The sequence below is a fragment of the Phormidium sp. CCY1219 genome (genome assembly GCF_055795085.1).
The window spans coordinates 1-23,729 of record NZ_JAYFEQ010000564.1 but is presented as its reverse complement, the minus strand read 5'-3'; the positions used below and the strand labels follow the sequence as shown (position 1 = coordinate 23,729).

Genomic DNA, 23,729 nt, shown 5'->3' with positions numbered 1-23,729 from the left:
CGCGCGGGATTTAGGGTGCGATCGCCGCTTGGATGGTGCGGTTGATTTCCGCCGCTGAAATCCCGCCATTTTCCTTGTCGCGGGTGACAATTAAGGTGCCGCGATCGCCGCCGCCTTCTTCATAGGGTAAAATATCATGGTGGCGATACCATTCGAGCTTATCATGCCAGCGGACTTGATACGCGGGGTCGTTGAAAACGCCGCAGTGTTCCCAATAATAGCTGATGCCGCTTTCGTCATCTTCCAGGGTAAAATCGGGGTATTTGGTACTGTTGCCAATAGTTAGAGGCTTTTCGTAAGTGTATTCTAACTGATGAGCCGCCAATCGATTGGCAATGGTGACTTCCGAATGAGACCTCACTGCTTCCCCGCGAATCGTGCGATGAATCAGGCGGTCTTCTAAAAACCGACTTTCCGTTTTTTCCACTTGGGTTTGACCCACTGCGGTGGTAAAAAACACCTCCACCGGATGGGGAATGTGAAACAAATTGGTCAGGCGACGGGCGGTATCGGAAAGGGCATCGGATGCATATCGTTTTAGGTCAGCGCGATCGCCTTGATGTAAAATCACCACCCGCTCTCGCTGGCGCGTCAGGGCGGTATAAAGCAGCTCTCGAGACAGCAACCGACAGGGATTAGGCAACACCAACAAGACCAAATCAAATTCGCTCCCTTGGGACTTATGAATTGTCAAGCAATAGGCCAATTCTAAGGTGTTATTGAACTCTTCATTAAAGTCGCCCTTGCTAAAATCATATTGAAACCCCGGTTGAGAGGCAAATTCGACTTTAAGCAACCAAGGCAATCCGCGCATTTTTCGGGTTTTAAACTGACCGATCGCGATGCCTATTTCCCCATTGGCAATATATCCGGTTGCGCCTTCTTTCGGATAAACTTTTTTGCCACTGCGCGAGTGATTGATGGCATTAATTACTTTATCTCCATAGACGATTTCTTCCGCGCCTAACGGTTGGGGAATCCGGCGATATTTCTGCCGCGCCAATTCCACTGCTTTGAATTTAAAGCGCTGGTGAATTAAGCGATTAATTTCCGAGACGCCATGAGATAAACCGCGCACGGGGGATAAGATTTGCCATGCTTCGGCTTGATTCGCCGCGCCTAAATTAAAATAGGTGTAATCGCCGCGCGGTTTGCCTCCTAAAGAGCGGTCGAATCCTTGGATATCTTGACTGCTTTCTAGGTGCAATTCTTCCACCAGCACTTCCAGCAAGCGGTCTTTAAATTCCTCTGGGGTTTGCCACTGAACCAAGCGCACGCGCTCGGATTTGCCGGATTTGACCACCGTATCGAAGATTTCATCTTCTCCCGGGGCTAAAGATTGCCCGCTAAACCAATTGGCTAATTGCAAATCTTCCGTTTCTAATCCACCTTGACGACGACTGATGGTTAATTCGGCATAACCCGGACCGACGCGGGGAAAAATAGTTTCTACATTATCGGGAGTGAGTTTGGCGATAATATCCACAAAGGGACGCCCGGGACCGATGGGGGGAAGTTGTCGCGGATCGCCGACTAAAATCAGGCGATGAACCCCTTTCAGGGCATCGAGCAAAGCGGCGAGCATTTCCTCGGTAAGCATGGAAGCTTCATCCACAATTACCGTGCGGGCGTAATGCCTTGCGGGTTTGTCGGATAAGTGATAGCGCTGAGTGCGAGTATCGTATCTGCCGCAGCGATAGAGGAATTGGGCTAAAGTATAAGCTTCTAAGTTAAAGCCTTTTGCTGCTTGTTCCATTCTCACTCGCGCTTTGCCCGTGGGGGCGAGTAACAACACGCCACCGGCTGCAATGTCTGGTTGCCCGCACAAGACGGATAACAGGGTGGTTTTGCCGGTGCCGGCAGGACCGATCGCCACGGATAAGCGCGATTCTGCCAATTCTTTCAGGGCGGCGGCTTTTTCTTGTCTGGCCCGTTCTTCGGCGGCATCGGTTACGGCGTCTTTGCCGACTCCTTCCGCACTTTCGAGGGTGGCATCGAGGCGCGATCGCCAATCGGCAGGAATCTGATGACGCTTGCCTTTAATCCGCTTATTGACTGCTCTGCGAATCGCATTTCCCATCTGCGAGAGACGATGGAGCTGATAGGCTTTTTTGCGGCGCGGATCCGATTCGCAACCAGCGGTTTCGATTTCCACGATATCGATGGCGGAGGCGAAACCTTCTTGCGCCACGCTCATCAAATCTCGGTTGACATCGCAACTCGGTTCCAAGTCCAGGTCGCGAATTTTTAAAATAACATCTTTTTCCGGCAATAAAGTATGTCCGGTATTGGCGGCTTGTTCTAGAATTTCTACGGTTAAAGAGCGAATTCGCCGTTTGTCCGTACCGCTATCTAAGGCAGAGGGTTCGGGCAGCGGATGGTTTTCGCGGATGCAGTCGTCGGGGAAAATGCCGCGATCGACTGTCCAAACGCTGACGGGATTGATGGTAGTTTGGGTGAGTTCGTAAACTAAATAGGGATTGTTCAGCAAGTCGGCATCTTGACAAAAAATACCATGTTGCTCGCGCACTTCTTGCACGTAAATCAAGCTGGCTTTATCTGGGGTAATTTCTAAACGACTGAGCAATTTTAGCAGCGATCGCCGTTCTGGCGGAAGCACCTGCCAGGTTCTTTGCAAGGTGCTGCCAATTTGCGAGGATAGTTCCGGCGGTAAGTGGGTTTTTGGGTCGCGAAAAACGCAATCTACTAGCGGCCAAGGGTCTTCATTTTCTGATAGTTTGGCGGCAATTTCTCGCGCTACAAAGGTGCCGAGTTCCACGCCAAAGGCACATAATGCCGCCCCCAATCCCGGACAAGGCCCGCGCATTTTCCACACTTGCGCCAGTTGCGTATCGATCCACTTCAGACAGCGCCCCCAAGGACCGGGAAGAAACAATTTGGCTTTGTTTAACGAGGCGGCACAAGCGAGCAAACTGGCGATCGCGCCATCATGGGTCACATGTTCCGTAGCGTAGGAAAATTCTCCCATGCGGTCATCCGGTGCAAATGCCGCAATTTCTGCCGGGTCAAAATCCGGGTTGATTTCGGCAAATTTCAGTGCTTCGTGATAGGGTAACAAAAACCCATCTTTAAAATCTGGACGAATCGAATGCTGCACCAATCTATCCCAAACCAATGAGCGAATTTTCCCCGGTTGGTGATAGTTATATTCGCTTAATGGCGCGATATGCAGCACTCGCCCCACGCCCACAATCACCCGGCGATAATCTTCTACAAATGGCACTTGTTTCGCATAGAAAAAACAAAGAGACTGTTGCGGTTTGATATGTCCGTAAAAGCAATTTAACACTGCAGAATGATTGCGATAATCTTGCACCCAACCCGTATTAAATGGCAAGGTGGGTTCCCACTCGATATTGGTATCAATACCGTAAATTCGACTGTATTCTTCTAAGTTTTCCCTGCGAAGCCATAAAAAGGGAATGGCTGGTGCGGAATAGGGAGGATGTCGCAGGGGAGTCGGGGCAAAATGACCGTGAGTTTTGGGGGAAGTTTCTACATAAGGATGTCGCACCTTTCTCGCATACTCAAATGGTGCCATAAAGGTACCCCGTTCGGCAATACAACAGGGCCATTGATGGGGTTCCAACTGTTCGAGAGATAACCCCGCCACCACATCTTCCGCCGCATCATTTCGATGCCGCGCAATATTATCTAATTTCAAACAAGACCCATTGAATTTCGGATTGTTACAAACCGTCCCATTCCATCCCGCATCATGCCAGGGAACCCGAATCGAAAGATGGCGCAGGGGATAAAAAGACCGTGAAGCAGCATTCATCATGTTAGGGTTTCTCTTGACTCGTTACCTGCTGTGGGCTGGGCGTTACCCACTAGAATTTATCTCTAATTTTAATACAATTTTTGGCGGTACATTTTCTAACAATTTGGAAGCACTCCCTAGTCATTTACTTTCCCCCACAGAGCCAAACCTCCGCCGCGTCCTCGGGCAGCGATCGCCTCTGGCGTCACCAGAAAATAAGCAAAAAATGCTTGATTTTTGACGGGTTTGCCATAAAACTGCGCTTCGCTTTGTTCGCCGCCGCGAATAAATCCATCGTACAATTTTATCCCAAAACATTTTACACTCATGCGGGTAAAATCGAAGGCGAGAATGTTTTTTACGGGGAGAAATTTGGCCGGCCCGGTTAAGGCAAACTGTAAGGAACCGAATTGAACGAAATTGTGCATTTGACCCGCGATAGCTTCCGTTTCGGCGGGGACTTCTGATGCCGTAGCGGGGGAATAAGAGAGTTGAATTTTTACCCAACGCGGCAAATAGCGACCAGAACCCATGACTATTCCTGCCCTCTGGCGCGTTTTTTTGGTTCCGGTAATGAAACACAAGCGCCAAGTGCCGATTAACTCTTTAAATTCATAGCGTTGTTTGCTTTTTTTGGCTGCTTTTTCGCACTCTAGCAGTGCCTCAACCACACTCGCGGGGGAGGGAGGTTCTGGCGAGGGCGTCAGAACAGTTTGGGCAGCGCGTTTTAACAGGGGTAAGCGTTCCACCAATTGCGTCACTAATTACTTCACCGATGCATCATGTTTTAGGATAGTCGATTGGGTGTCGAAACACAAGCATTTTGGCGATCGCCCCGGCAACCCTAAGCTTGGATGGGGTTGCTGGGCGCAGTTTGAGGGAAAATTGGCGGTCAAAAGTCGATTTTTTGGCTCCTCTATCGCGCTTGAGGAGGTTAATGGGCAGGGGCGTCTGAGAAGCGATGCCACGGTCTTCTATGCAAAATGGAAATTTTGTTATAAACTAGCTTCAGAAAGTTTAAGGCAATCTATGTCATACCCGATGGGGAATGGAAGAGATGGCTTTTATTGACTTTTGAGTGTATTTTTTGACCGGAGCTAAATGGCGATTTTATCCTATGACACGAGTGATATATTTGCAGATATTGCCCCATGCTTTGATGCAAAGCAAAATTGCAGAAGGGCAGCGTTTAACCATCACCTCGACGCCCGTAGGGGCAAGAGCATTAAAGGTGCCGCACAAAAGTTTGCCCAATCTCGCACAAGAGGGCCTGCGAGACCGAGGAGTGCGGGTGGCTAACCCGTTACAGGCACATCGCCAGTTACAACGGGCGGTGAGAGCGGCGATCGCTCCCTCGGATGTGGAGGGGACGGCCCGGGCGATCGCCCCGGCACTCCAGGCAATTTTGCGCGCTGGCACTGACTTGCACAAGCTCGAAACCGTTGGCGAATCGCGCATCCAGCAGCTCGCCCGGGTCGTTTTTATATATAAAAACGCTTTGGCGGAAAGCGGTTGTATCGATTCCTCGGAACTGTTGTGGCAAGCCAGTCGCCACCCGGGCACCGGTCAGCCATTGTCGATTTACGGGTATTTTAACCCGCGCCGAGATGAATTGGCATTTATCGATGCGATCGCCGCTGCCGGTAGTGAGATAGTACTCCCTTGTGCCGATGACCCCCTGTTTGCGGAGAACCAGGAGGCGGTGCAGTGGTTGCAGGGGCAAGGATGGCAGGTGGCGGAAGCGGTAACTGCGCCGCCAACTTTGGGCGATCGCCTGCAACATGCGTTTCTCTCTCGGGCCACCCCCGCTCACTGTATTGCCCATACCTACCCCAACCTAGAAGCGGAAGTGCGAGGCACCTTGGCGCGGGTGAAACAACTGCTCAGCCAAGGGGTTTCTGCCCGGGCGATCGCCCTCGCGGTCAGGGACGAAGTGAGCTACGGACCCACGGTGCTGGATGTGGCCTGGGAATACGAACTGCCGGTGCGAGCGCTTTATGCCACTCCGTTACATGATACCCGGTTGGGAGCTTGGGTGCAGCTTTTGCTACAAGCGATCGCGGAACAGTTTCCCTTCGAGGTGACGGCCAAACTATTGCGCCATCCGTTAGGTGCCAAACTCGACCGGGACACTTGGCCAAACGTGAGAGCTACCCATCCGGCAGGCTTGGCCGGATGGCAGCAGCATGGGATCGACCTGTCTCCCCTGAACTGGCCTGCTTCCGATACCCGGGAAAACTGGGTACAACGACTGCAACAGGCGTTTGATGAGTTTTTTGAACTGAGGCGTCGTGCGGGACGATGGGCGCGGGAAATCGTGGCTTACTATACTTTGCAAGAGCAACTGGTGCAATTAGCCAAACCGGAACGGGAGGCGATCGCCTTTGCCGACTTTGCCCGGGATATTCTCGATACCTTGGCCTTATTAACCGTGCCCGCACAACCGGGACGCGGTGGCGTGGAACTGCACTCGCCCCGGTCCTTGATGGGCGGCAATTACGAGTATGTGTTCGTCCTCGGCGCGGCAGAAGGGGTGTTACCCGCCCCAGTCCGCGACGACCCGATGCTCGACTTCCACGCGCGGCGATCGCTGATTCGCGCGGGTTTCCCCCTGGAAAGTGCCGCCGCAGCCGCCCGCCGGGAAGCGGCGATTTTTTATACTCTGCTGCATGCTCCCCGTCAGCAACTCACCCTGTCCTACCCGCAACTGCGCGGCAAAGACCCCACCCTCCCCAGTCCCTATCTCTCGCGCTTGGGTGTAGAACCGATTCCCGCACCCCCGCAACCGATTGCCAGTTGGGAAGAAGCGCGGCGCGCCAACCTGCGCGGCGAGGCTATGTGCGATGACCCGGTGTGGCCTCATGCAGTGCGCGCCTTACAAGTGGAGCGGCGACGGGAATCCGGCCACCCCCCGGACGAGTACGATGGGATGGTGCGATTGCCGATCGCCCCGGAAACTCACAGGTTTAGCGCCTCACAAATTGCCGCTTTGGGTCAATGTCCGTTCAAGTGGTTCGCCGATCGCCTTTTGCGCTTATCGGAATTATCTGAAGCGGAAGTAGAACTCAGCCCCAGTTTTAAAGGACGGCTGTATCATCGCAGTTTGGAACTAGCGGTGAAGGCAGCAATGTCAGCCGAAGATATTCGGCAAGCAACAAAAGACCAATTAGACGATGCGATCGCCAAAAGCGAGACCGAGTTAGAATTGCGTGCCGTGCGCGGATGGCAAGGTCAGCGATTGGAACACTTGCAAATTTTGCAGCGCGCGATCGCACAGCCTGATTTTTTGTCATACGGTGCTACAATTATCGCACTAGAACACAAGTTTGAAGTCGAATGGTTGGGCTTGAAAATTCGCGGCACCCTCGATCGCGTGGACGAACTGTCCGATGGCGTGGCTTTAATCGACTATAAAACCGGGTCTTCTACCACTTCAATGAAAGTAAAAGATGATAGCGATCGGCTCAGTTTAGACATTCAAATGCCCCTCTACCTGCAAGTAGCACAAAACGCTCTATTTCCAGATAAATCGGTAACGCGCGCCGAGTATTATTCTCTCACACAAGGGAAAAACCTGTCTAAAAAAATGCCCGATGCGGAAACGGTCAAATCCATCCTGCATCAGGTAAAATTGCATTTAGAAAAAGGACAGTATCCCGTGAATCCCGATATCAACCAGCAGGCTTGTCGCTACTGTTCCTTCGATTTAGTCTGCCGCAAAGGGGCGCGGTTAAGTCGGAAATATCGGCGATCGCCATAGGTGAAACCTACCCCAACGCGGGGAATGTAAATCGCACCTTGGCAAGTCAATCCGACGCAGAAAAATGATTGGGTTTCCAGGAATGAAGCCCATCCGAATATTATCCCTCAAACCGTCTCAAAACCAAAGGATAAATTGCCCATGACTTTAACTGAAAAACAACAGATAGCCGCTTATTTTCCCGGAAGCGTTGCCGTTACCGCTGGCGCGGGAACGGGTAAAACTTATATGCTGACAGAACGCTATCTTTATCACTTGCGCCAACAGGAACTCTCGCCATTGGAGGTAGTGGCGGTCACATTTACCGAGAAAGCAGCGGCGGAATTACGCTCGCGAATTCGCACCCTAGCTGCCCAAGAATTAAGCGATCGCTTTGACATTCTTGCCGAATTAGAAGCCGCCCAAATTGGAACCTTACACGCTCTGTGCGCTCGCATTTGTCGCGAACATCCCGAAGCTGCGGCAGTGCCAGCAGATTTTACCATATTAGATGAAATTGAGGGCATTTTATGGATGGAAGAACGGCTAGAATTGGCCTTAGAACGCTTACCAGAATGGATTTACCAGGCAATTCCTTATTCTAAACTGATGCGATCGCTGCAAGGGTTGTTACAAGACCCGCTAACCGCTCAACGCGCTTTAGCCAAAGGCAAAGAAGATTGGCTCCCATTAGTGGAGGAAAAAAGACAGCAAGCGCGAGAAGCGTTATTAAATGATGAAACGTTGCACGATTGTCAAGCGGTTTTAAACCACTATGTGGGCAAACCGGAAGATAAGTTAGAAAAGCAAGGACGACAAGTGGCGCTGAAGGCGATCGCCGATTTAGAAGCGGGACAAGACACGAGCGCCGCTTTGGAGAAGATTGCCAAAATTAAACTCACTGTTGGCAGTAAAAAGAACTGGGAAAGCGGAGCATTAGAAAAAGTCAAAGAGGCCATCAAACAGTTGCGAAGCGTCGTTAACGATAGCTTAAAAGCGGGTTTAATTAATTTACAAACTGGAGAGGCAGACGAACAGTTGTTAAAACAGTTGCCTGCATTGCGCGAAGCATTTACCCAGGTCAAGTCCGAGCTAGATGCAGAGAAAAGACGCGCCCGGGTTTTGGACTATGCGGATTTGGAAGTTCATGCCCTGGAAGCGTTGAAACATGCGGAAGTGCGCGAGTATTATCACTCCCGCTGGCAAGCGTTTTTAGTGGATGAATTCCAGGATACGAATCCGATTCAGGGAGAAGTTTTGCAAGCGCTGACGCAGAAGGCGACGCTAACGATTGTGGGGGATGTGAAGCAAGCAATTTATGGATTTCGGCGGGCGGATGTGGAGGTGTTTGAAACCTGGCGATCGCGAATTGTTGATGCAGGCGGTTGTGAAGTCATTCTCGATACCAGCTTTCGCACTCACGCCGGATTAATCAGTCAAATTAATACAGTGTTTGCGCCAGTTTTGGCAAGGTTGCATCAAGATTTAACCGCAGCGCGCCAAGATGTGCCGCATTGTGGACCTCATTTGCAAGTGTATGGGGTCAAGGCGGAGAAAGGGATTTTAAAACGCGATCGCCAGCGGGTAGAAGCGCGGCACATTGCCCGGGTATTAAAGGAAATGCTAGACTCGAAAATGACGGTTTGGGACAAACAAACCCGGGAGTTGCGCGCGATCGCCCCGGGAGATATAGCGATTTTGTCTCGCGCTTGGGCACCGTTAGAATTATACGGCGAAGCCCTCAGTAGTGTGGGAATTCCCGTGGCGTTAGCGGGGGGGGATAATTTGTTAGATACCCGCGAGGCAAAAGATGCCTTAGCGCTGTTGCGATTTTTGGCCGATCCGGCGGATGATTTGGCGTTAGTGGCGCTGTTGCGGAGTCCGTTTTTCGCCGTGAGCGATCGGGTGTTGTTTCAGTTAGCACAGACCTTGCCAAAGGATAAGATTTGGTGGCAACACTTAAAAACTGGAGACAACCGTGAGGTGAGAAATGCGGTAAAAGTGCTGCGACAGCTACTCGGTGCGAGAGCCAGCGAACCGCCCACTCGGCTCCTGCAACTGAGCGATCGCCTCACCGGATATAGTGGCGCGATCGCCAATTTACCCGGTGCAGAGCGCCGAATGGCTGACTGGCGCGGGTTCGAGGCACTGGTGCGGCAATTAGAACGGGGAGCGGGGGATGTATTCGGCGTGGTGCGCCGCCTGAAACAGTTAACCGACGGCGATCGGGTAAAAGTGCCGCGCTTGCCCTTAGAAGGCACGAATGCGGTGGCGTTGACCACCATTCATGGGGCAAAAGGGTTAGAATGGCCGGTGGTGGTGGTTCCGGACTTAACGCGCCAGCAGCGCAATACCACCGAAGCGGTATATTTCGATCCGGGATTTGGGGTGGCGCTCACTGGAGAAAATGACGCGGGAGAGGTGGTGAAACCCGCCCTTTACGTATGTTTGGAGCAGTGGCAACAAGAGCGAGAGGAGGCGGAGGCGGTGCGATTGCTATACGTGGCGCTCACGCGCGCTCGCGATCGCTTGCTGCTAACCGCAGTTGAGGAAAAGGGAAGCGGACTCGATCGCCTGTGCCCCGGTTTGGCAGCCGCCGAGATTCTCACGCAGCCGATTCCCTTCGATCCGGATGCGGCGCGATCGCCCGATCCGCCGGAACCGGCACCCTTCCCCCAACCGCCCGCAATGCTGCTCAACGCCGTGGGTTCGGGGATTTTTCACTTGCCCGTCACCGCCCTGAGCGAGTACGCGCGCTGTCCGAAACGGTTTGAATTTCGGTTTATACATGGGCATCCCGGCATCGGCGAAGGACTCCCTCTCGCACAACGGGTGGGAACCTTGGTTCACATTGCCTTAGAACGCGGCATTCGCGATGAGCAAGCCCTGAGTTCCTTTGACCCGGAATTGCCCCCGGAACAGTTAGCAGAGGCGATCGCCCTGGCGCAACGGTTCGATACTGTGGAGGACTTTGCCCCCTTTCACAAAACCATGACCCGCCGGGAACGGTCGATTTCCCTGGAGTTCCAAGGATTAACTCTCAATGGGGTGGTAGATTTGTGGGGTGAGAATTGGGTGTTAGACTTCAAAACCGATCGCGAAATGATACCGACCCACCATCGGTTTCAGCTTTGGGCTTATGCCAAAGCGACGGGAAGCGATCGCGCTTACATCGCCTATCTGCGTCACGATACTTTATACTCCTTCGACCGCAGCCAGTTGGCGGCGATAACGCCAGAAGCCGAAACCCTCGTGCAACACCTGTTAGCCGGCAATTACGCCGCACAACCCTCGGCGGAAAACTGTGCGTTCTGTCCCTATGCTGACATTTGTCCGGACAAATATCCGGAGGTTTCCACCGCACAAATACCACGGAAAACGGTTTGAAACGGGGCATTTATTTGGCCGGTTTTGGGTAGGCATAGCCTTGATGTGGGCGTTCCCAGTATGTGCTGGAAACGAGTTAAAAAGCGACTGTTAAAAAGGCGATAAATCGCCTTTTTAACAGGTTTTTAAGCTACCCGATCGGATTTGAAATAAAATGCTTTGAAGACGAAAGGGAGACGCCGAGACCAAGCGTCTTCTGTATGCTCCCCGTTTTCGTCTTCCCACACAAATAAATCGCGGTTGAGAACGTAGTTAAACTTTTTTTGCAACAGTTCTGCCATTTCCCGTCCCCGTTTCGTCGCATGACGTTCGATAAACCAGTTATGGAATCCATTGTGGCGCAACAGTCCCCAGTCTAACCAAATTTTGGGTCGGTTTTGTCGATTTTGCAATGTAGGTGCAGTTATCTGGATTAACTTGGATTTAGACAGGGGAAAAAACATACCCACTCCGGTATCCAGACCTACCCAAAAAGAGGGAGAAAGGGCGGCTGCATTCCCAAAGCGATCGCAATGGCGACAGGCAATATAAAAGGCAGCTAGTCCCCCATGAGAAGACCCTAAAATGGTGGTGCGTTCTCGATGGGGTAACGTTCGATAATTGCGATCGACAAAGGGTTTGACGAAGTGGCTGACATAATTGCCATAGGCTTCCACTCCGCTCGGGCGATGGAATACAGGCGCGTGAGTATATTCTACATCCCGGTTCAAGGGATGAATTGCCACCAGGATAAGGGGGCAAATTTCATTGTGTCGATAAAGACCCTCTAACACCTCCGCCATCCACCAGGATTTATTCGCCAATCCACCGCGAAAAAACGCCGTATTTCCATCATTCACATACACCACCGGATATCGCTGGGTCTGGGTTTCGTAGTCTCGGGGGAGAAAAATATGCACCTTCCTCGGTGCAGTTTCTCCGAGTTGTAAGCTGTCGTAGGTATGAAAAAATCCGGAGGTATGTCCTTCATCGTGAAACCATGCTTGTTGGTTATCTTTGTAAAAATGAGTGGCCATAATTTAATGTGTTTTTGCTTTATTAATTGCACAATTGACTAAGGGAATATAGTGGTTTTTCAGGTTAAAGAGATGGCGCGATACAAACTCTTGATAGCTCGGATCGTTGATGGCGTTGGTATCGATAGTTTCTAGCCGTTGCAAGCCGCGATCGTACAGTTCTAAGGCTTGGCGGTAGTTTCCCGCTTCGGTGTATTGTTGGGCGATCGCCTGAATTGCGCCTAGAGTTGCCCGCACTTGCACTTCTTCTAAATCGATGCCTTCGGGCAATTGCACATTGTCGCGCTGTAGCATGTATTCTTCGGCAATGTGAGTTAATACCTCCACTTTTTTCGGCGAGTCGGAATTGATAGTTTTTGCCAGGGCGATCGCCGGGTCGTATTCTCCCAATTGAGCGTAGCGCAAACTGATTGCCCCCAGGGCGTCGGCGCGATTCAAATACTCATCTTCAAACTGATTTGCTGCTGCTACTAATTCAGGGAGTCGATCGCTGGGAGAATTTGCGGCAATTTGGGCGATCGCGGCAGCTTTTAAAGTTTCATCAGCGACAGTTTGTGCGAGTTGCAACCCCCGGTCAAATTCCCCGATTTGGGAATATCCACCGGCGAGAGTTGGCAAAGCGCTTTCGCCGCCATTTTGGGCGAGAGAGAGGAGGCGATCGAGGTTGTCGCGGGTGGTGGCATTTTGGGCGATCGCTGTTAATGCTTCTCCTTTCTCATACTCCCCTGCAATCCCACTGGCAATTTGCAAAGCGCGATCGAATTCTCCGGCGGCGGCATATCTTTCGGCAAGGGTGGCCAATACCTGAGATTTATCTTCATCGGTAAGCTCATTTGTGCCTTGCAAAATCGCGTTTAATCGCTCCACTTTTGCCGCTTTGGCAATTTCATTCAAGGCTTGGATTTTGTTATAATTATCTGCAAGGCCATTGGCCAGAGTTAACAGGTCGTTCAGTTGGCGATCGCTTGCCGATTGAGCAATTTCGCCTAACGCTTGAGATTGGTAGGTTTCATCCTCAATGGTTTGGGTTAATTCAATGGCGCGATCGCCTTCCCCTGCGGCGGCATATTCCCCGGCAATTTCGGCAAGAGCGCTGGTTTGGATAAAGTCGGGAAAATTCTTCGCCAAAGCAATCGCTTCCGAGAAAAGTTCTGCCGCTTTTTCCCGATTCCCAGAGCGGGCGTATTCCCGCGCTACTACTGCCATTATTTCGGTCACAAATCGGGCATTTTGTTCCAGACCTTCTTCTCGGTAGTTCACCGCTTCCGTGAGTTGCAAGGCTTGCTGGTAGTCACCCGCCATTGCTAAATTTTCTGCTAATGTTACCAAGGTTTGGTAGGGAATTAAATCGTGGTCCATCTGCGCGATCGCCGCCACCGCTTCTTCTACCTTTCCCGCTTTTCCATACGCCAGGGCCACCTCGGCTAAATATCCAGAGGTGGCTTCTGCCATTAAAATTATCGGGCCGGGAGAGGGAGAAGGAGGCCCGACGCGAAGGTAACAATCCAGGGGAATGCCGCGCCAGTTTAAGGAAGGTTCATTCTCTTTGAATTCTGGCGATCGGGCGAGATTTTGACCGAAACTAGGTGGGATAAATTGACCCAGGGCGCTGGAATTTGCCACAGTCATTACCAACACCAGAATCGCCGTATAACCCCATTGTTTTGTCATAGCTATAAACTCCTTAACCTCAAAAAAATAGAGTAGAATGCAGATATTTTATGTCACCCTTTGACTGTCCGGTATTTGTTCGGCTGAAAATTGGCGTCATATCCTGTCCGCAGTGATAGATGTAACAAAAATTAGTCCGCGTAGGCGTACAACGAGCAGAGTCGAGTTGCGGCATTGAGAAAGCCAAGGCGGTATTTCAATTGCTTGCTTGAATTCGCCATCCATCGGAAATGATATCAAACAGGTTACTATCGATTATTTTATCTTAGCATATTTTTAAAGCAGCGTCCCAACTATTTAGCCTTTCGATTGTGGGGAAACAGTCCCAGGGGGTTGGTCGGCGAGGGAGGAGGGTGTAAAATTGATATATTATGGAGATAAATAAGAGAAAAAATGATATTGGCTTGGGAAAATTATCAATAAAAATAGCCCGCTTAGGCGGGCTTGGTTTGAATTTAACCCCACCTGGGGGTGCGGGCATTTTTTCCTTATAAAATTACCCCAGGTGGATCGGGTTCGATGCCGGGGATTTCTCCGCCGATGTTGGCAGATTTAAAATCAAACATAGTTGCGCCATATTGCATCAAAATCCGCAACAATTCGATTTCTGCGCGCCGGGGAAGCATGGTTTTCCAGGCTTTTAACGCCTCGAGAATTGCCCCGCCGGTATTAGAGTAAGCCTCGCGGCGATAAATGGCAACTTCTTCGTTATCGCCGCGCCAATTTTTCGGCACGTATCCTAACGGAATCAGCAGGGAAGATTCCACTTCTTCCAGGAGGGATACCATTCGGTGGAAGCGCTGGGTGTGAAAATTCTTCGGGCTTTTTTCCAATTCCCGTTTAATCTGTGCATCGCTTAGCACATCTTCTTTGAGTCGGCGGATAGCGGAAAACAGGGCTTGACTGGAATCTTTGACGCAGGAGGTGGAGGGAGTGACCACGGAAGCGCCATTACCCGGACCGGTGCGGTATCGCGCCGCCATCAGGGCGAGTTCTTGTTGGATGGGTTGTAGGGGGTCGAAGGAGCGATCGCCGAAGTAATAGGGCATTGTGAGTTCGGGAATGCGAATCGTCACGTCGGAGACGGGCAAGGTGTACATCCACCCACGTGCGAGACTGCCCATATAAGCGTGCCAGCGCTGCGCCCCAGCAATCACACCTTCGCGGTTGTGCCCGTACACTTGGCGGTAAACTAAATCGAAGCGCAATTCGCCGTTAAATTCATCTTTGACAACGCGCGCAAACCCGAACGAAAAATGTCCTGGAACCAATCCAAAGATAGCCGGGTCGCCTTTTTCGCCGCCGCGCCAACCAAAGGTATGAACCACTAACGCCACATCATTTTTATACCACAGTTCCCGGGTGCGCTTTTCCATTATTTCGGGCGATCGCCCAAAGGGAAGCATCAGCGGACCGTTGTTATCGATCAGGATGCGTTCCACCCGGTGCAAGGGGATGTGCTGCCATTTAGCACTCACAAAATAATGGCGAGTTTCTTCCCGCCCGCTGAGCATTTTGGTGGGAGACAGTTGGAGGGCTTCCACCGGTTCGAGGGCTTGCACGTTAAATGTATCGTTCGCGCCGCGTTCCCCGTAAACGTACCAGCCAGAGGCATTTAACGGCGAGTTTTCGATGTTAGCGATCGAACTTTGTTCTACTTGGTGTCCCGGATGAAGAGTTCCCGCATCGGGAAAGGCGAGAATTTCGCTCGGCCCGTCAAATTTTCCCGTGCGGGGATGATAGTGTTGCGCGAGATAGTGCTTGTCTCCCGTCGGTTCGACAAACTGCACCAGGGCTTTTTGCACGCCGACAATTTGGATCGGTTCGTCGCCAATGTTTAACGCCCAGGAGTCTCCGTTTGGTTCCACACTTAACACATCCAGTTCTACCTGTACGTCGTCGGCGAGGCGGGCACCGGCGAGGGATTCTAACGGACTCACATTAGACCAGCCATCTAAGCGCGTCGGGTGCAGGTTGTGATTCGCCATGCTCTCACGAGTCATGCGATCGAACTGGATATCGGTGAGGGCGCGCTGGAGCCAGATTTGGTGCATGGAGGCGAGGTGCCATCGAACCCACAAGGTTTTGCCTTTCAGGTGGCGGTAGGCGGTGGGGGTATTTTCCACTTCCACGAATACGCCGCCGTCTCCCCGTCTTTCAGTGGGAGCGGGTAAAATTAAACGTCCGCTCCAATTGGCGATCGCGCGGTAGAATTGACCACTGGTGGTGTCGCTCATGTTAATTTCAGCCATTAGAGAATATTCTGTTAAGATTTACTGGGCTGTGTCCGGAATTCGGGAAAAAAAGCTTGAAGTTGCGCCAGTTTCGCAAGCGTCATTTGTGCGTGAGAAGCCTTCATTTGTGAGACTTAATTGTGAGAAGCTGAGATATAATATCGGCGATCGCGCGGTGGAGGTGGTGCCGATGGAGGTCAGGGGGCAGGGGAGGCGGATGAGGAGGGAGTTGGAAAATTTTGGGTAAATCTTGGTAAACTAATTCCCTAGGTTCTCTCGTGACACTTTTCGGAAATGGTTGCACAAAAACGTCCAAAATTCACCGCTGCCGATCGCCTGCTTCCCTTGCTGGAAAAAGCCCGCCAGCAGTATGAAAGCGCATCCTTAGAGGAGGCAGAAAAGACCTGTGGGGAAATCTTGCAACAGCAACGGGAGAATTTAGAGGCGCTGTACTGGTTGGCGTCGATTGCGGCAAGTCGGGGAAACCACGAGCAGGCGATCGCGCGGTATGAAGAGGCGGTGCAGTTTCACCCGCACCTGCCGGAACTTCACTATAATTTTGCCAACACCCTAAAGCAAGCGGGGCAAATCGAGCGCGCGATCGCCCACTACCGCGAAGCCATTGCCAAAAAGCCCGAGTATGCCAACGCCCACTATAACCTAGCGAACCTGCTGCAAGAGCGCAAAGACTACGCCCAGGCGATCGCCCACTACCGGGAGGCCCTGGGGCAAATGCCCCGGGATGTAGAAATTCACACCAACTTGGGAAATGCCCTAAAAGACAGCGGCAATCTCGACGAAGCGATCGCCCACTACCGGAAAGCGATCGCCCTGACCCCAGAAGACCCCAACACTTACTATAACTTGGCAATTGCCCTGCACGATCGCGGCGACTTGCGGGAAGCGATCGCCGCCTACGACAACGCCATCGCCCTAGATCCCGAATCGGTGTCCTCCCACTGGAATCGCGCCCTCTCCCTGTTGCTCTCCGGCGACTATGTGCGCGGGTTTGCGGAATACGAGTGGCGCTGGCACCTGCGCGATCGCCAACCCCGCCCCTTCTCACAACCCCAGTGGGACGGATCCGACTTGGCAGGGCGGAGAATTGTGCTACATGCGGAACAGGGATTGGGAGACACCCTGCAATTCATCCGCTATGTTCCCTTGGTGGCACAAAGAGGCGGGCGGGTGATACTGGAATGTCACCCGCCCTTGGTCTCCCTGTTACAACATCTCCCGGGCATCGAGGGCGCGATCGCCCGCCATTCCCCCTTGCCCGAGTTTGACCTTCATGCCCCCTTGATGAGCTTGCCGCACATTTTCGGCACCACGCTGGAGACAATTCCGGCAACCGTTCCTTATATTCCCCTCACCCACCGGGCATCCCTGCCCCCCGCGCCCCTCGCACATCCGCGAAAAATCGGCATTGTGTGGGCTGCCAATTCCCAAAATCCCACTGCTGGCAAACGCTCCTGTCCCCTAGGGGCATTTTTGCAACTGCTAGAGATTTCCGGCATTACTCTTTATGTGCTACAAAAAGAAATTCCAGTTGCAGACAAAACGTTAATCAAAAAAGCCAGAAAACGCTACGGCGAAGAGCGGATAAAGGATTTAAGCGGCCAGCTTCATACCTTTCGGGATACGGCTGCATTGATAAACGAACTGGAGTTAGTCATCAGTGTAGACACGGCTGTGGCGCACTTAGGCGGGGGGATGGGCTTGTCGGTATGGGTAGTGCTGCCCTTTGCCCCAGATTGGCGCTGGATGCTGCACCGAGAGGACAGCCCGTGGTATCCGACCCTACGGCTGTTTCGCCAAAGCCGACCTGGGGATTGGCAAAGTGCGATGGAACGGATTAAAATAGCCTTAGCCAATGGGCAAGAGCGAACTGTCACTCAAGAAACGCGAAAACCCGAGAAAACACAAGCACTTATGGCGTCAAACATCGAGAGACAAACGAACCCGGAAGCAGCGATCGCCGCTGAAATCGAGCGAGCGATCGAACATCATCGGGCGGGGCGGTTAGCCGAGGCAATGCAAGGGTATCGGCGGATTTTGCAGCAACAGCCGCATCATCCGATGGTGCTGAATAACTTGGGCATGGCGCTGAAGGAACGCGGGGAATTCGAGGAAGCGATCGCCTGCTACGAAACCGCGATCGCGGCTTACCCAGAAGAACGGGCGGCGCTGCATTATAACTTAGCCAATGCCCTATGGGAAGCGGGTCGCCAGTCAGCGGCAATCCCCCACTATCACGAAGTTATCGCCCGGGAACCGGAACATCTGAATGCGTATAATAACTTGGGAATGCTGCTGCAAGAATGCGATCGCCCGGAAGAAGCGATCGCCTATTTAACCCAGGCGATAAATCTCAACCCCAATTTTGCCAAAGCCTACAATAACCTCGGCTTAGCGCAGCAAGCACTGGGAGACCTGGAAGCCGCGATCGCCAGCTACCGAACCGCCTTGCGCCTGTACCCCGAGTATCCGGAAGCGCACAACAACCTCGGAGTTGCCTTGCTGCTTGCCGGCTTCCTCACACCCGGATTTATCGAATACGAATGGCGCTGGCGCGTGAGTGTCGGTCCCGACATGCCGGACATTCCCGCGCCCCTGTGGGATGGCTCTAACCTGCAAGGCAAAACGATTTTGCTGCACAGCGAACAAGGATTTGGCGATATCATTCAATTTATCCGCTATGCCCCCTTAGTCGCCCAATACGCCCGCCGCGTGGTGGTTCGCGTCCCCAAACCCCTGGAACGATTTTGCCAAACTTTGCAAGGTATCGATAAAGTGAGCGCCTCTCTCAGTCAGTTGGGGCACTTTGATGTTTGGGCCCCGCTGATGAGTTTGCCCCGCCTGCTGGGGACTACCCTAGAGAGCATTCCCGCCGACATTCCCTATCTCGCGCCACCCACTCAGAATACCGATTCCCTCCCCGCCCCAAGCGACACCTCTCACTTAAAAGTAGGCATCGTCTGGTCCGGGAATCCCAAGCATCCGAACGATCGCACGCGATCGGTGCCCTTTTCCTATGTCTTTAGCCTGCTAGAAATTCCCGGCATTCAATTTTACAGCCTGCAAAAAGGGCAAGACGAATTGAGCCATTATCCCCAGGCATTAAACAGCGGAAAAATTGTGGATTGCGCGCCGCAGTTTAATGATTTTGCCGATACGGCGGCAGCGATCGCCCAATTAGATTTAGTCATTAGTCCAGATACCTCAGTCGCCCATGTGGCAGGGGCATTAGGCAAACCGATTTGGCTGCTGCTTGCCTTTGCCCCAGATTGGCGCTGGATGCGCGATCGCGAAGATTCCCCCTGGTATCCCACCCTGCGAATTTTCCGCCAAACCCAGCGCGGCGACTGGCCCGGCGTATTCCAGCGCATTTCTGCCGCCTTAAAACGCCGCCTTAGCGAACCAAAAAGATTGCCCGTTTCTATCCCTCAATTGCCGATGAATTTCGCTCCTCCAATCCAACAGCAACTCCATCAAGCTAGCGCCGAGTATGCCGCCGAAAATTACGCCGAAACCGAACAGCTTTGCCGCGAAATCGTGCAGCAAGAACCCCTGGCCGATCGCGCATGGCAACTGTTAGGAAATATCGCCCATCAGCAAGGCAAATTAGACACCGCCGTGGTGTACTACAAACAGGCGATCGCCGCCATTTCCCAGTCCGGAAAGGCCAGCGAAGAGCAAATTTCCGCCTATATCAACCTCGGGGCGGCATTGCGAAGCCTGGGCAAACCCGACGAAGCGATCGCCTATTTGCAGCAAGCGATCGCCCTGATTCCCCACTGCATTCCGGCGCATTATAACTTAGGAAATGCCTTGTATGATGAAGGCAAAATTGACGAAGCGATCGCCAGCTACAAAAAAGTTATTGCCCTCGACCCCACCCACGTGCAAAGCCATTATAATTTAGGAAATGCCCTAGAAGACAAAGGAGAAACCGCCGCCGCCATTGCCAGTATGCAGCGGGCGCTAGAACTGAACCCGAATTACCTGTTATGTCGCAACAATTTGGGCAATATTCTGTCAAAAATTGGCAGATTTGACGAGGCTTTAGCGCAGTTCGATCGCGCCATAGCCTTGGATCCGACCTATATAGAAGCGCGAGTGAATCGCGGCAATTTGTTACACGATCAATGCCGCATTGAGGAGGCGATCGCCAGTTACCAAGATGCCCTAGCAGAAAACCCGGAATTTCCCGACGCCCACCTCAATCTTGCGTTAGGGTTACTATTAGCGGGAGACTTGCGCGCCGGGTTTGCCGAATACGAATGGCGCTGGCGGATTCCGAGTCTGTCGCCCCTGCCGGTGAAGGCCCCGATTTGGGATGGGTCGGATTTGCAGGGCAAAACGATTTTACTCCATGCGGAACAAGGATTTGGGGATACCCTACAATTTATCCGCTACGCGCCATTTGTGGCTCAACTTGCGGGGCGAGTTATCCTTCGTATTCCGAAGCAATTAATCCGCTTATTGGAAAATGCAGCGGGCATTGATGAAGTGATGGATGTGGATGCACCTTTGCCCGAATTTGATACCTGGGCACCGTTAATGAGTTTGCCGCATATTTTCGGCACTACATTGGAAACCATTCCCGCCGATATTCCGTATTTGCAAGCGCCAAATCAATCATTTCCCGAGAGTTTGAAGAGCGATCGCTTTAAAGTAGGTCTCGTCTGGGCCGGTTCTCCAGAACATACCAACGATGCCAAGCGTTCTTGTGCGGTGGAATACTTCAAACCCCTGTTAGGAATTCCCGGCATTCGGTTCTACAGTTTGCAAAAAGGCGATCGCCAACTCAGCCAACATAGCGAACCCTTGAAGATTTGCGATTTAGCGCCAAATTTGCATGATTTTGCCGATACGGCTGCCGCAATCGCCCAGTTGGATTTAGTCATCACTGTAGACACATCCGTAGCGCACCTTGCCGCCGCAATGGGCAAGCCAGTTTGGGTATTGCTTGCCTTTTCTCCCGATTGGCGCTGGTTGCTCGACCGCGAAGACAATCCCTGGTATCCCACCGTGCGGGTATTCCGCCAAAGCCAACCGGGGAATTGGGCAGAATTATTCCGCCGCGTCGGCACAGCACTGCAGGAAAACGTGGCAGAATTTGTGGCAAATCGCCATAAAGCTCTCGAGTCAGAAATGGCTACTCTGCGGCAAACTATTGCCCAGCAACCGCACTGCGCCGCCGCCTATTATAACTTGGGCAATTTGTTGAAAAAGCAGGGAAAAATAGAGGAGGCGATCGCTCACTATCGACAGGCGATCGCCCGACAGCCAAACTATACCAATGCCTGTTATAATTTAGCCAATACCCTGCTCGAATGCAATAAAATCGAACCAGCGATCGGGCAATACGAACGAGTGCTGGCGCTGAATCCCCAGGATGCGGATAGCCATACCAATCTCGGATTTGCATTGCTAGCGATCGGGGATTATGCGCGCGGATTTGCCGAATATGAATGGCGCAGAAAACGTAAAGATAATGACTCCCAACGCTTTGACGTTCCCCTGTGGGACGGATCGGAACTATCCGGGCGCGGGATTTTGCTGCATTGCGAACTGGGGTTTGGCGACAGCATTCAATTTATTCGCTACGTTCCCTTAGTCGCCCAACGCGGGGGACGAGTGATAGTACAATGTCCGCCTGAATTAGTGCGGTTGTTTGAAACCGTGGCGGGTATCGATCGCGCGATTCCCACCGGGGAACCGTTACCGCCGTTTGAGTTTCATGCGCCTCTGATGAGCTTACCGCGCATTTTCCGCACCACCTTAACCAGCATTCCCGCTGAAGTTCCCTACCTATCCGCCCCCCCGCCCCGCCCCGCCCTGGATTTAACGGCGATTCGGGAGGATACTCACTACAAAATCGGCATCGTCTGGGCCGGAAGTCCCCGGTATGGCAATCAGCGCGATCGCGCCTGCGGGTTAGAACAGTTTCTCACGCTCACCAATCTTCCCAACCTGTCGCTCTACAGTTTGCAAAAAGGAGAGCGCGTGGGAGAACTCACCGAATTAGAAGCGCGCCAGCAGATTCGCGTGATGCGGGACAATCTGCGCTTGAAAGTGCCCAGCTTCGAGGATTTTGCCCGGTTAGCCGCCCCCCGGGATCCGGCGAATCCCGCCTCTCGTCGCCCTTCTCCCCTCGTGCGAGATTGCGCGCCTCAAATCGAAGATTTTGCCGATACGGCGGCCATTATCGGCGAATTGGATTTAGTCATCACCGTGGATACATCGGTGGCACATCTGGCGGGGGCGCTGGGCAAGCCGGTGTGGGTGCTGTTGCCCTTTGCGCCCGACTGGCGGTGGATGCGCGATCGCGAAGATTCCCCCTGGTATCCCACCATGCGTTTATTCCGCCAACCTCAGCCCGGAGATTGGCAAGACCCGTTCGATCGCGTAGTGCGCGCATTATCTGCACAGCGCCCGTTTTCACCGCCTTCCCCGCCCCCAACGCTTACTCCCACTTCACCCCCTTCTCCCATGACCTCCCAACCCCTGCAACCCGCCAAATCCGCCCCCAAACCGATTCGGATTGGCATTTCTTGGCCCTTGAATCAAATGACCGGCTGGGGCATTTTCGGCACCAATCTCGCTTTGCAATTGCAGCACAATGGCCGATTTCAGCCCATGTTACTCATGCCCCCCGATGTGTCTGGGTTAGTCAATCCCCTGCAGCGATCGCGCTTGCAACCGGTTCTGGCGCGCTATCACACCCTGCAACAGCGACTCGCCCAACAACCGGGCAAACCCATTTGGTGCGATTTTCCCGTGTTGCACGCTTTGGGGAATAACTTCGTCAGCGTCGCGACCCAACAACAAATTGGCGGCAAACACAATATTGGCGTTATCTTTTTTGAAGATACGAATATCCCCGCCGAAAAACGCGCCAAAGCGTTAGAATACGAGCTGATTATTGCGGGTTCTAATTGGAATGCTGAGGTGTTAAAAGCCAATGACATCCCACGAGTGCGGGCCATTCCCCAAGGCATCGACCCGACAATTTTTCATCCCGCACCGAAATCCAATTTATTCGGCGATCGCTTTGTGATTTTTAGCGGCGGCAAACTGGAATATCGCAAGGGGCAAGATATTGTTGTCGCCGCGTTTAAAGCCTTTCAATCCCGCCACCCAGAGGCTTTATTAATTCCCGCATGGCACAATTTTTGGCCGCAATTTATGCTGGGCATGGACCGCACCGGTAATGTGGTGGGATTGCCACAAATGGGTCGCGATCGCCAGTTGAAAATCGGCGAATGGTTAATCGCCAATGGATTGAATGCTGACTCGTTTATCGAGTTAGGTGCAATTCCCAATTATCTCGTGGGTCAAATCCTCCGAGAAGCGGATGTGGCCCTATTTACCAACCGCTGCGAAGGCGGAACGAATTTGGTGGCAATGGAAAGTATGGCTTGTGGAATTCCGACAATTTTATCGGCGAATACCGGGCATTTAGATTTAATAGGCGATGAGCGCTGCTATCCATTGCGATCGCAAACCTCCGTGCAACCCACCCGCCATTTTTCCGGCGTAGATGGATGGGGCGAATCTCAGATTGAGGAAGTGGTGGAAACTCTGGAATTTATCTACCAAAATCGCCCCGATGCGGAAAAACGCGGCAAAACCGCCGCCGATTTTATGCAAAATTGGACGTGGGAAAAACAAGTGCATCGCATCATGGATGCGATCGGCGAACTGATTTCCTAATTTCTGTTTAAGGCGGTTCGTTCTCCGGTAAAATTGTGGGGGAGACGGGGACTAAAAGTCCCCGCCTCATAGCTGAAGTCGTCTAAAGACGACTGATATTATATCCCACGGAATAATGCTCAAAAAATACTCCGCGCAGGCGGACTTTGCTCGCCTAGGCGCGATTTTAATCGCCC

At 52.4% G+C, this 23,729-nt stretch carries 8 protein-coding genes; 3 read left to right on the top strand and 5 right to left on the bottom strand.

Going from position 1 to position 23,729, the window contains the following annotated elements; genetic code table 11:
- Window positions 1–10 precede the first annotated feature (10 nt).
- The gene (locus AC0QH1_RS15610) at window positions 11–3,805 is read right to left on the bottom strand and encodes an ATP-dependent DNA helicase (RefSeq protein WP_324632126.1); all 3,795 of its coding nucleotides are present in this window, start codon (window positions 3,803–3,805) and stop codon (window positions 11–13) included.
- A gap of 116 nt (window positions 3,806–3,921) precedes the next feature.
- On the bottom strand, window positions 3,922–4,545 hold the full coding sequence (locus AC0QH1_RS15605; RefSeq protein ID WP_324632125.1) for a hypothetical protein: 624 nt from the start codon (window positions 4,543–4,545) through the stop codon (window positions 3,922–3,924).
- A 356-nt stretch (window positions 4,546–4,901) separates the two neighbouring features.
- Here AC0QH1_RS15605 and AC0QH1_RS15600 point away from each other — a divergent pair, with 356 nt between their 5' ends.
- Both AC0QH1_RS15600 and AC0QH1_RS15595 read left to right on the top strand, forming a co-directional pair.
- Complete coding sequence (locus AC0QH1_RS15600; protein ID WP_324632123.1) at window positions 4,902–7,544, top strand: PD-(D/E)XK nuclease family protein; 2,643 nt, start codon at window positions 4,902–4,904, stop codon at window positions 7,542–7,544.
- Between the two features lie 141 nt (window positions 7,545–7,685).
- Window positions 7,686–10,910: a UvrD-helicase domain-containing protein gene (locus AC0QH1_RS15595; protein ID WP_324632122.1), complete on the top strand. Its 3,225-nt coding sequence runs from the start codon at window positions 7,686–7,688 to the stop codon at window positions 10,908–10,910.
- A gap of 125 nt (window positions 10,911–11,035) precedes the next feature.
- On the opposite strand, the gene AC0QH1_RS15590 is transcribed toward AC0QH1_RS15595, so the two are convergent.
- From AC0QH1_RS15590 to AC0QH1_RS15580, 3 genes are all read right to left on the bottom strand, one after another.
- Window positions 11,036–11,926 carry an alpha/beta hydrolase gene (locus tag AC0QH1_RS15590; RefSeq protein WP_324632121.1) on the bottom strand — a complete coding sequence of 297 codons (891 nt, stop codon included), beginning with the start codon at window positions 11,924–11,926 and terminating at the stop codon, window positions 11,036–11,038.
- Between the two features lie 3 nt (window positions 11,927–11,929).
- On the bottom strand, window positions 11,930–13,597 hold the full coding sequence (locus AC0QH1_RS15585) for a tetratricopeptide repeat protein (protein ID WP_324632120.1): 1,668 nt from the start codon (window positions 13,595–13,597) through the stop codon (window positions 11,930–11,932).
- A gap of 488 nt (window positions 13,598–14,085) precedes the next feature.
- The gene (locus AC0QH1_RS15580; RefSeq protein ID WP_324632119.1) at window positions 14,086–15,849 is read right to left on the bottom strand and encodes a hypothetical protein; all 1,764 of its coding nucleotides are present in this window, start codon (window positions 15,847–15,849) and stop codon (window positions 14,086–14,088) included.
- A gap of 276 nt (window positions 15,850–16,125) precedes the next feature.
- On the opposite strand from AC0QH1_RS15580, the gene AC0QH1_RS15575 reads away from it, so the two are divergent.
- Window positions 16,126–23,553 (top strand): tetratricopeptide repeat protein, encoded by a 7,428-nt coding sequence (locus AC0QH1_RS15575; protein ID WP_324632118.1) that lies wholly within the window; start codon window positions 16,126–16,128, stop codon window positions 23,551–23,553.
- Window positions 23,554–23,729 lie beyond the last annotated feature (176 nt).

Coding starts and splice junctions, on each gene's coding strand:
- AC0QH1_RS15600 (WP_324632123.1), top strand. CDS start 4,902: ATGACACGAGTGATATATTTGCAGATATTGCCCCATGCTTTGATGCAA.
- AC0QH1_RS15585 (WP_324632120.1), bottom strand. CDS start 13,597: ATGACAAAACAATGGGGTTATACGGCGATTCTGGTGTTGGTAATGACT.
- AC0QH1_RS15580 (WP_324632119.1), bottom strand. CDS start 15,849: ATGGCTGAAATTAACATGAGCGACACCACCAGTGGTCAATTCTACCGC.
- AC0QH1_RS15590 (WP_324632121.1), bottom strand. CDS start 11,926: ATGGCCACTCATTTTTACAAAGATAACCAACAAGCATGGTTTCACGAT.
- AC0QH1_RS15595 (WP_324632122.1), top strand. CDS start 7,686: ATGACTTTAACTGAAAAACAACAGATAGCCGCTTATTTTCCCGGAAGC.
- AC0QH1_RS15610 (WP_324632126.1), bottom strand. CDS start 3,805: ATGATGAATGCTGCTTCACGGTCTTTTTATCCCCTGCGCCATCTTTCG.
- AC0QH1_RS15575 (WP_324632118.1), top strand. CDS start 16,126: ATGGTTGCACAAAAACGTCCAAAATTCACCGCTGCCGATCGCCTGCTT.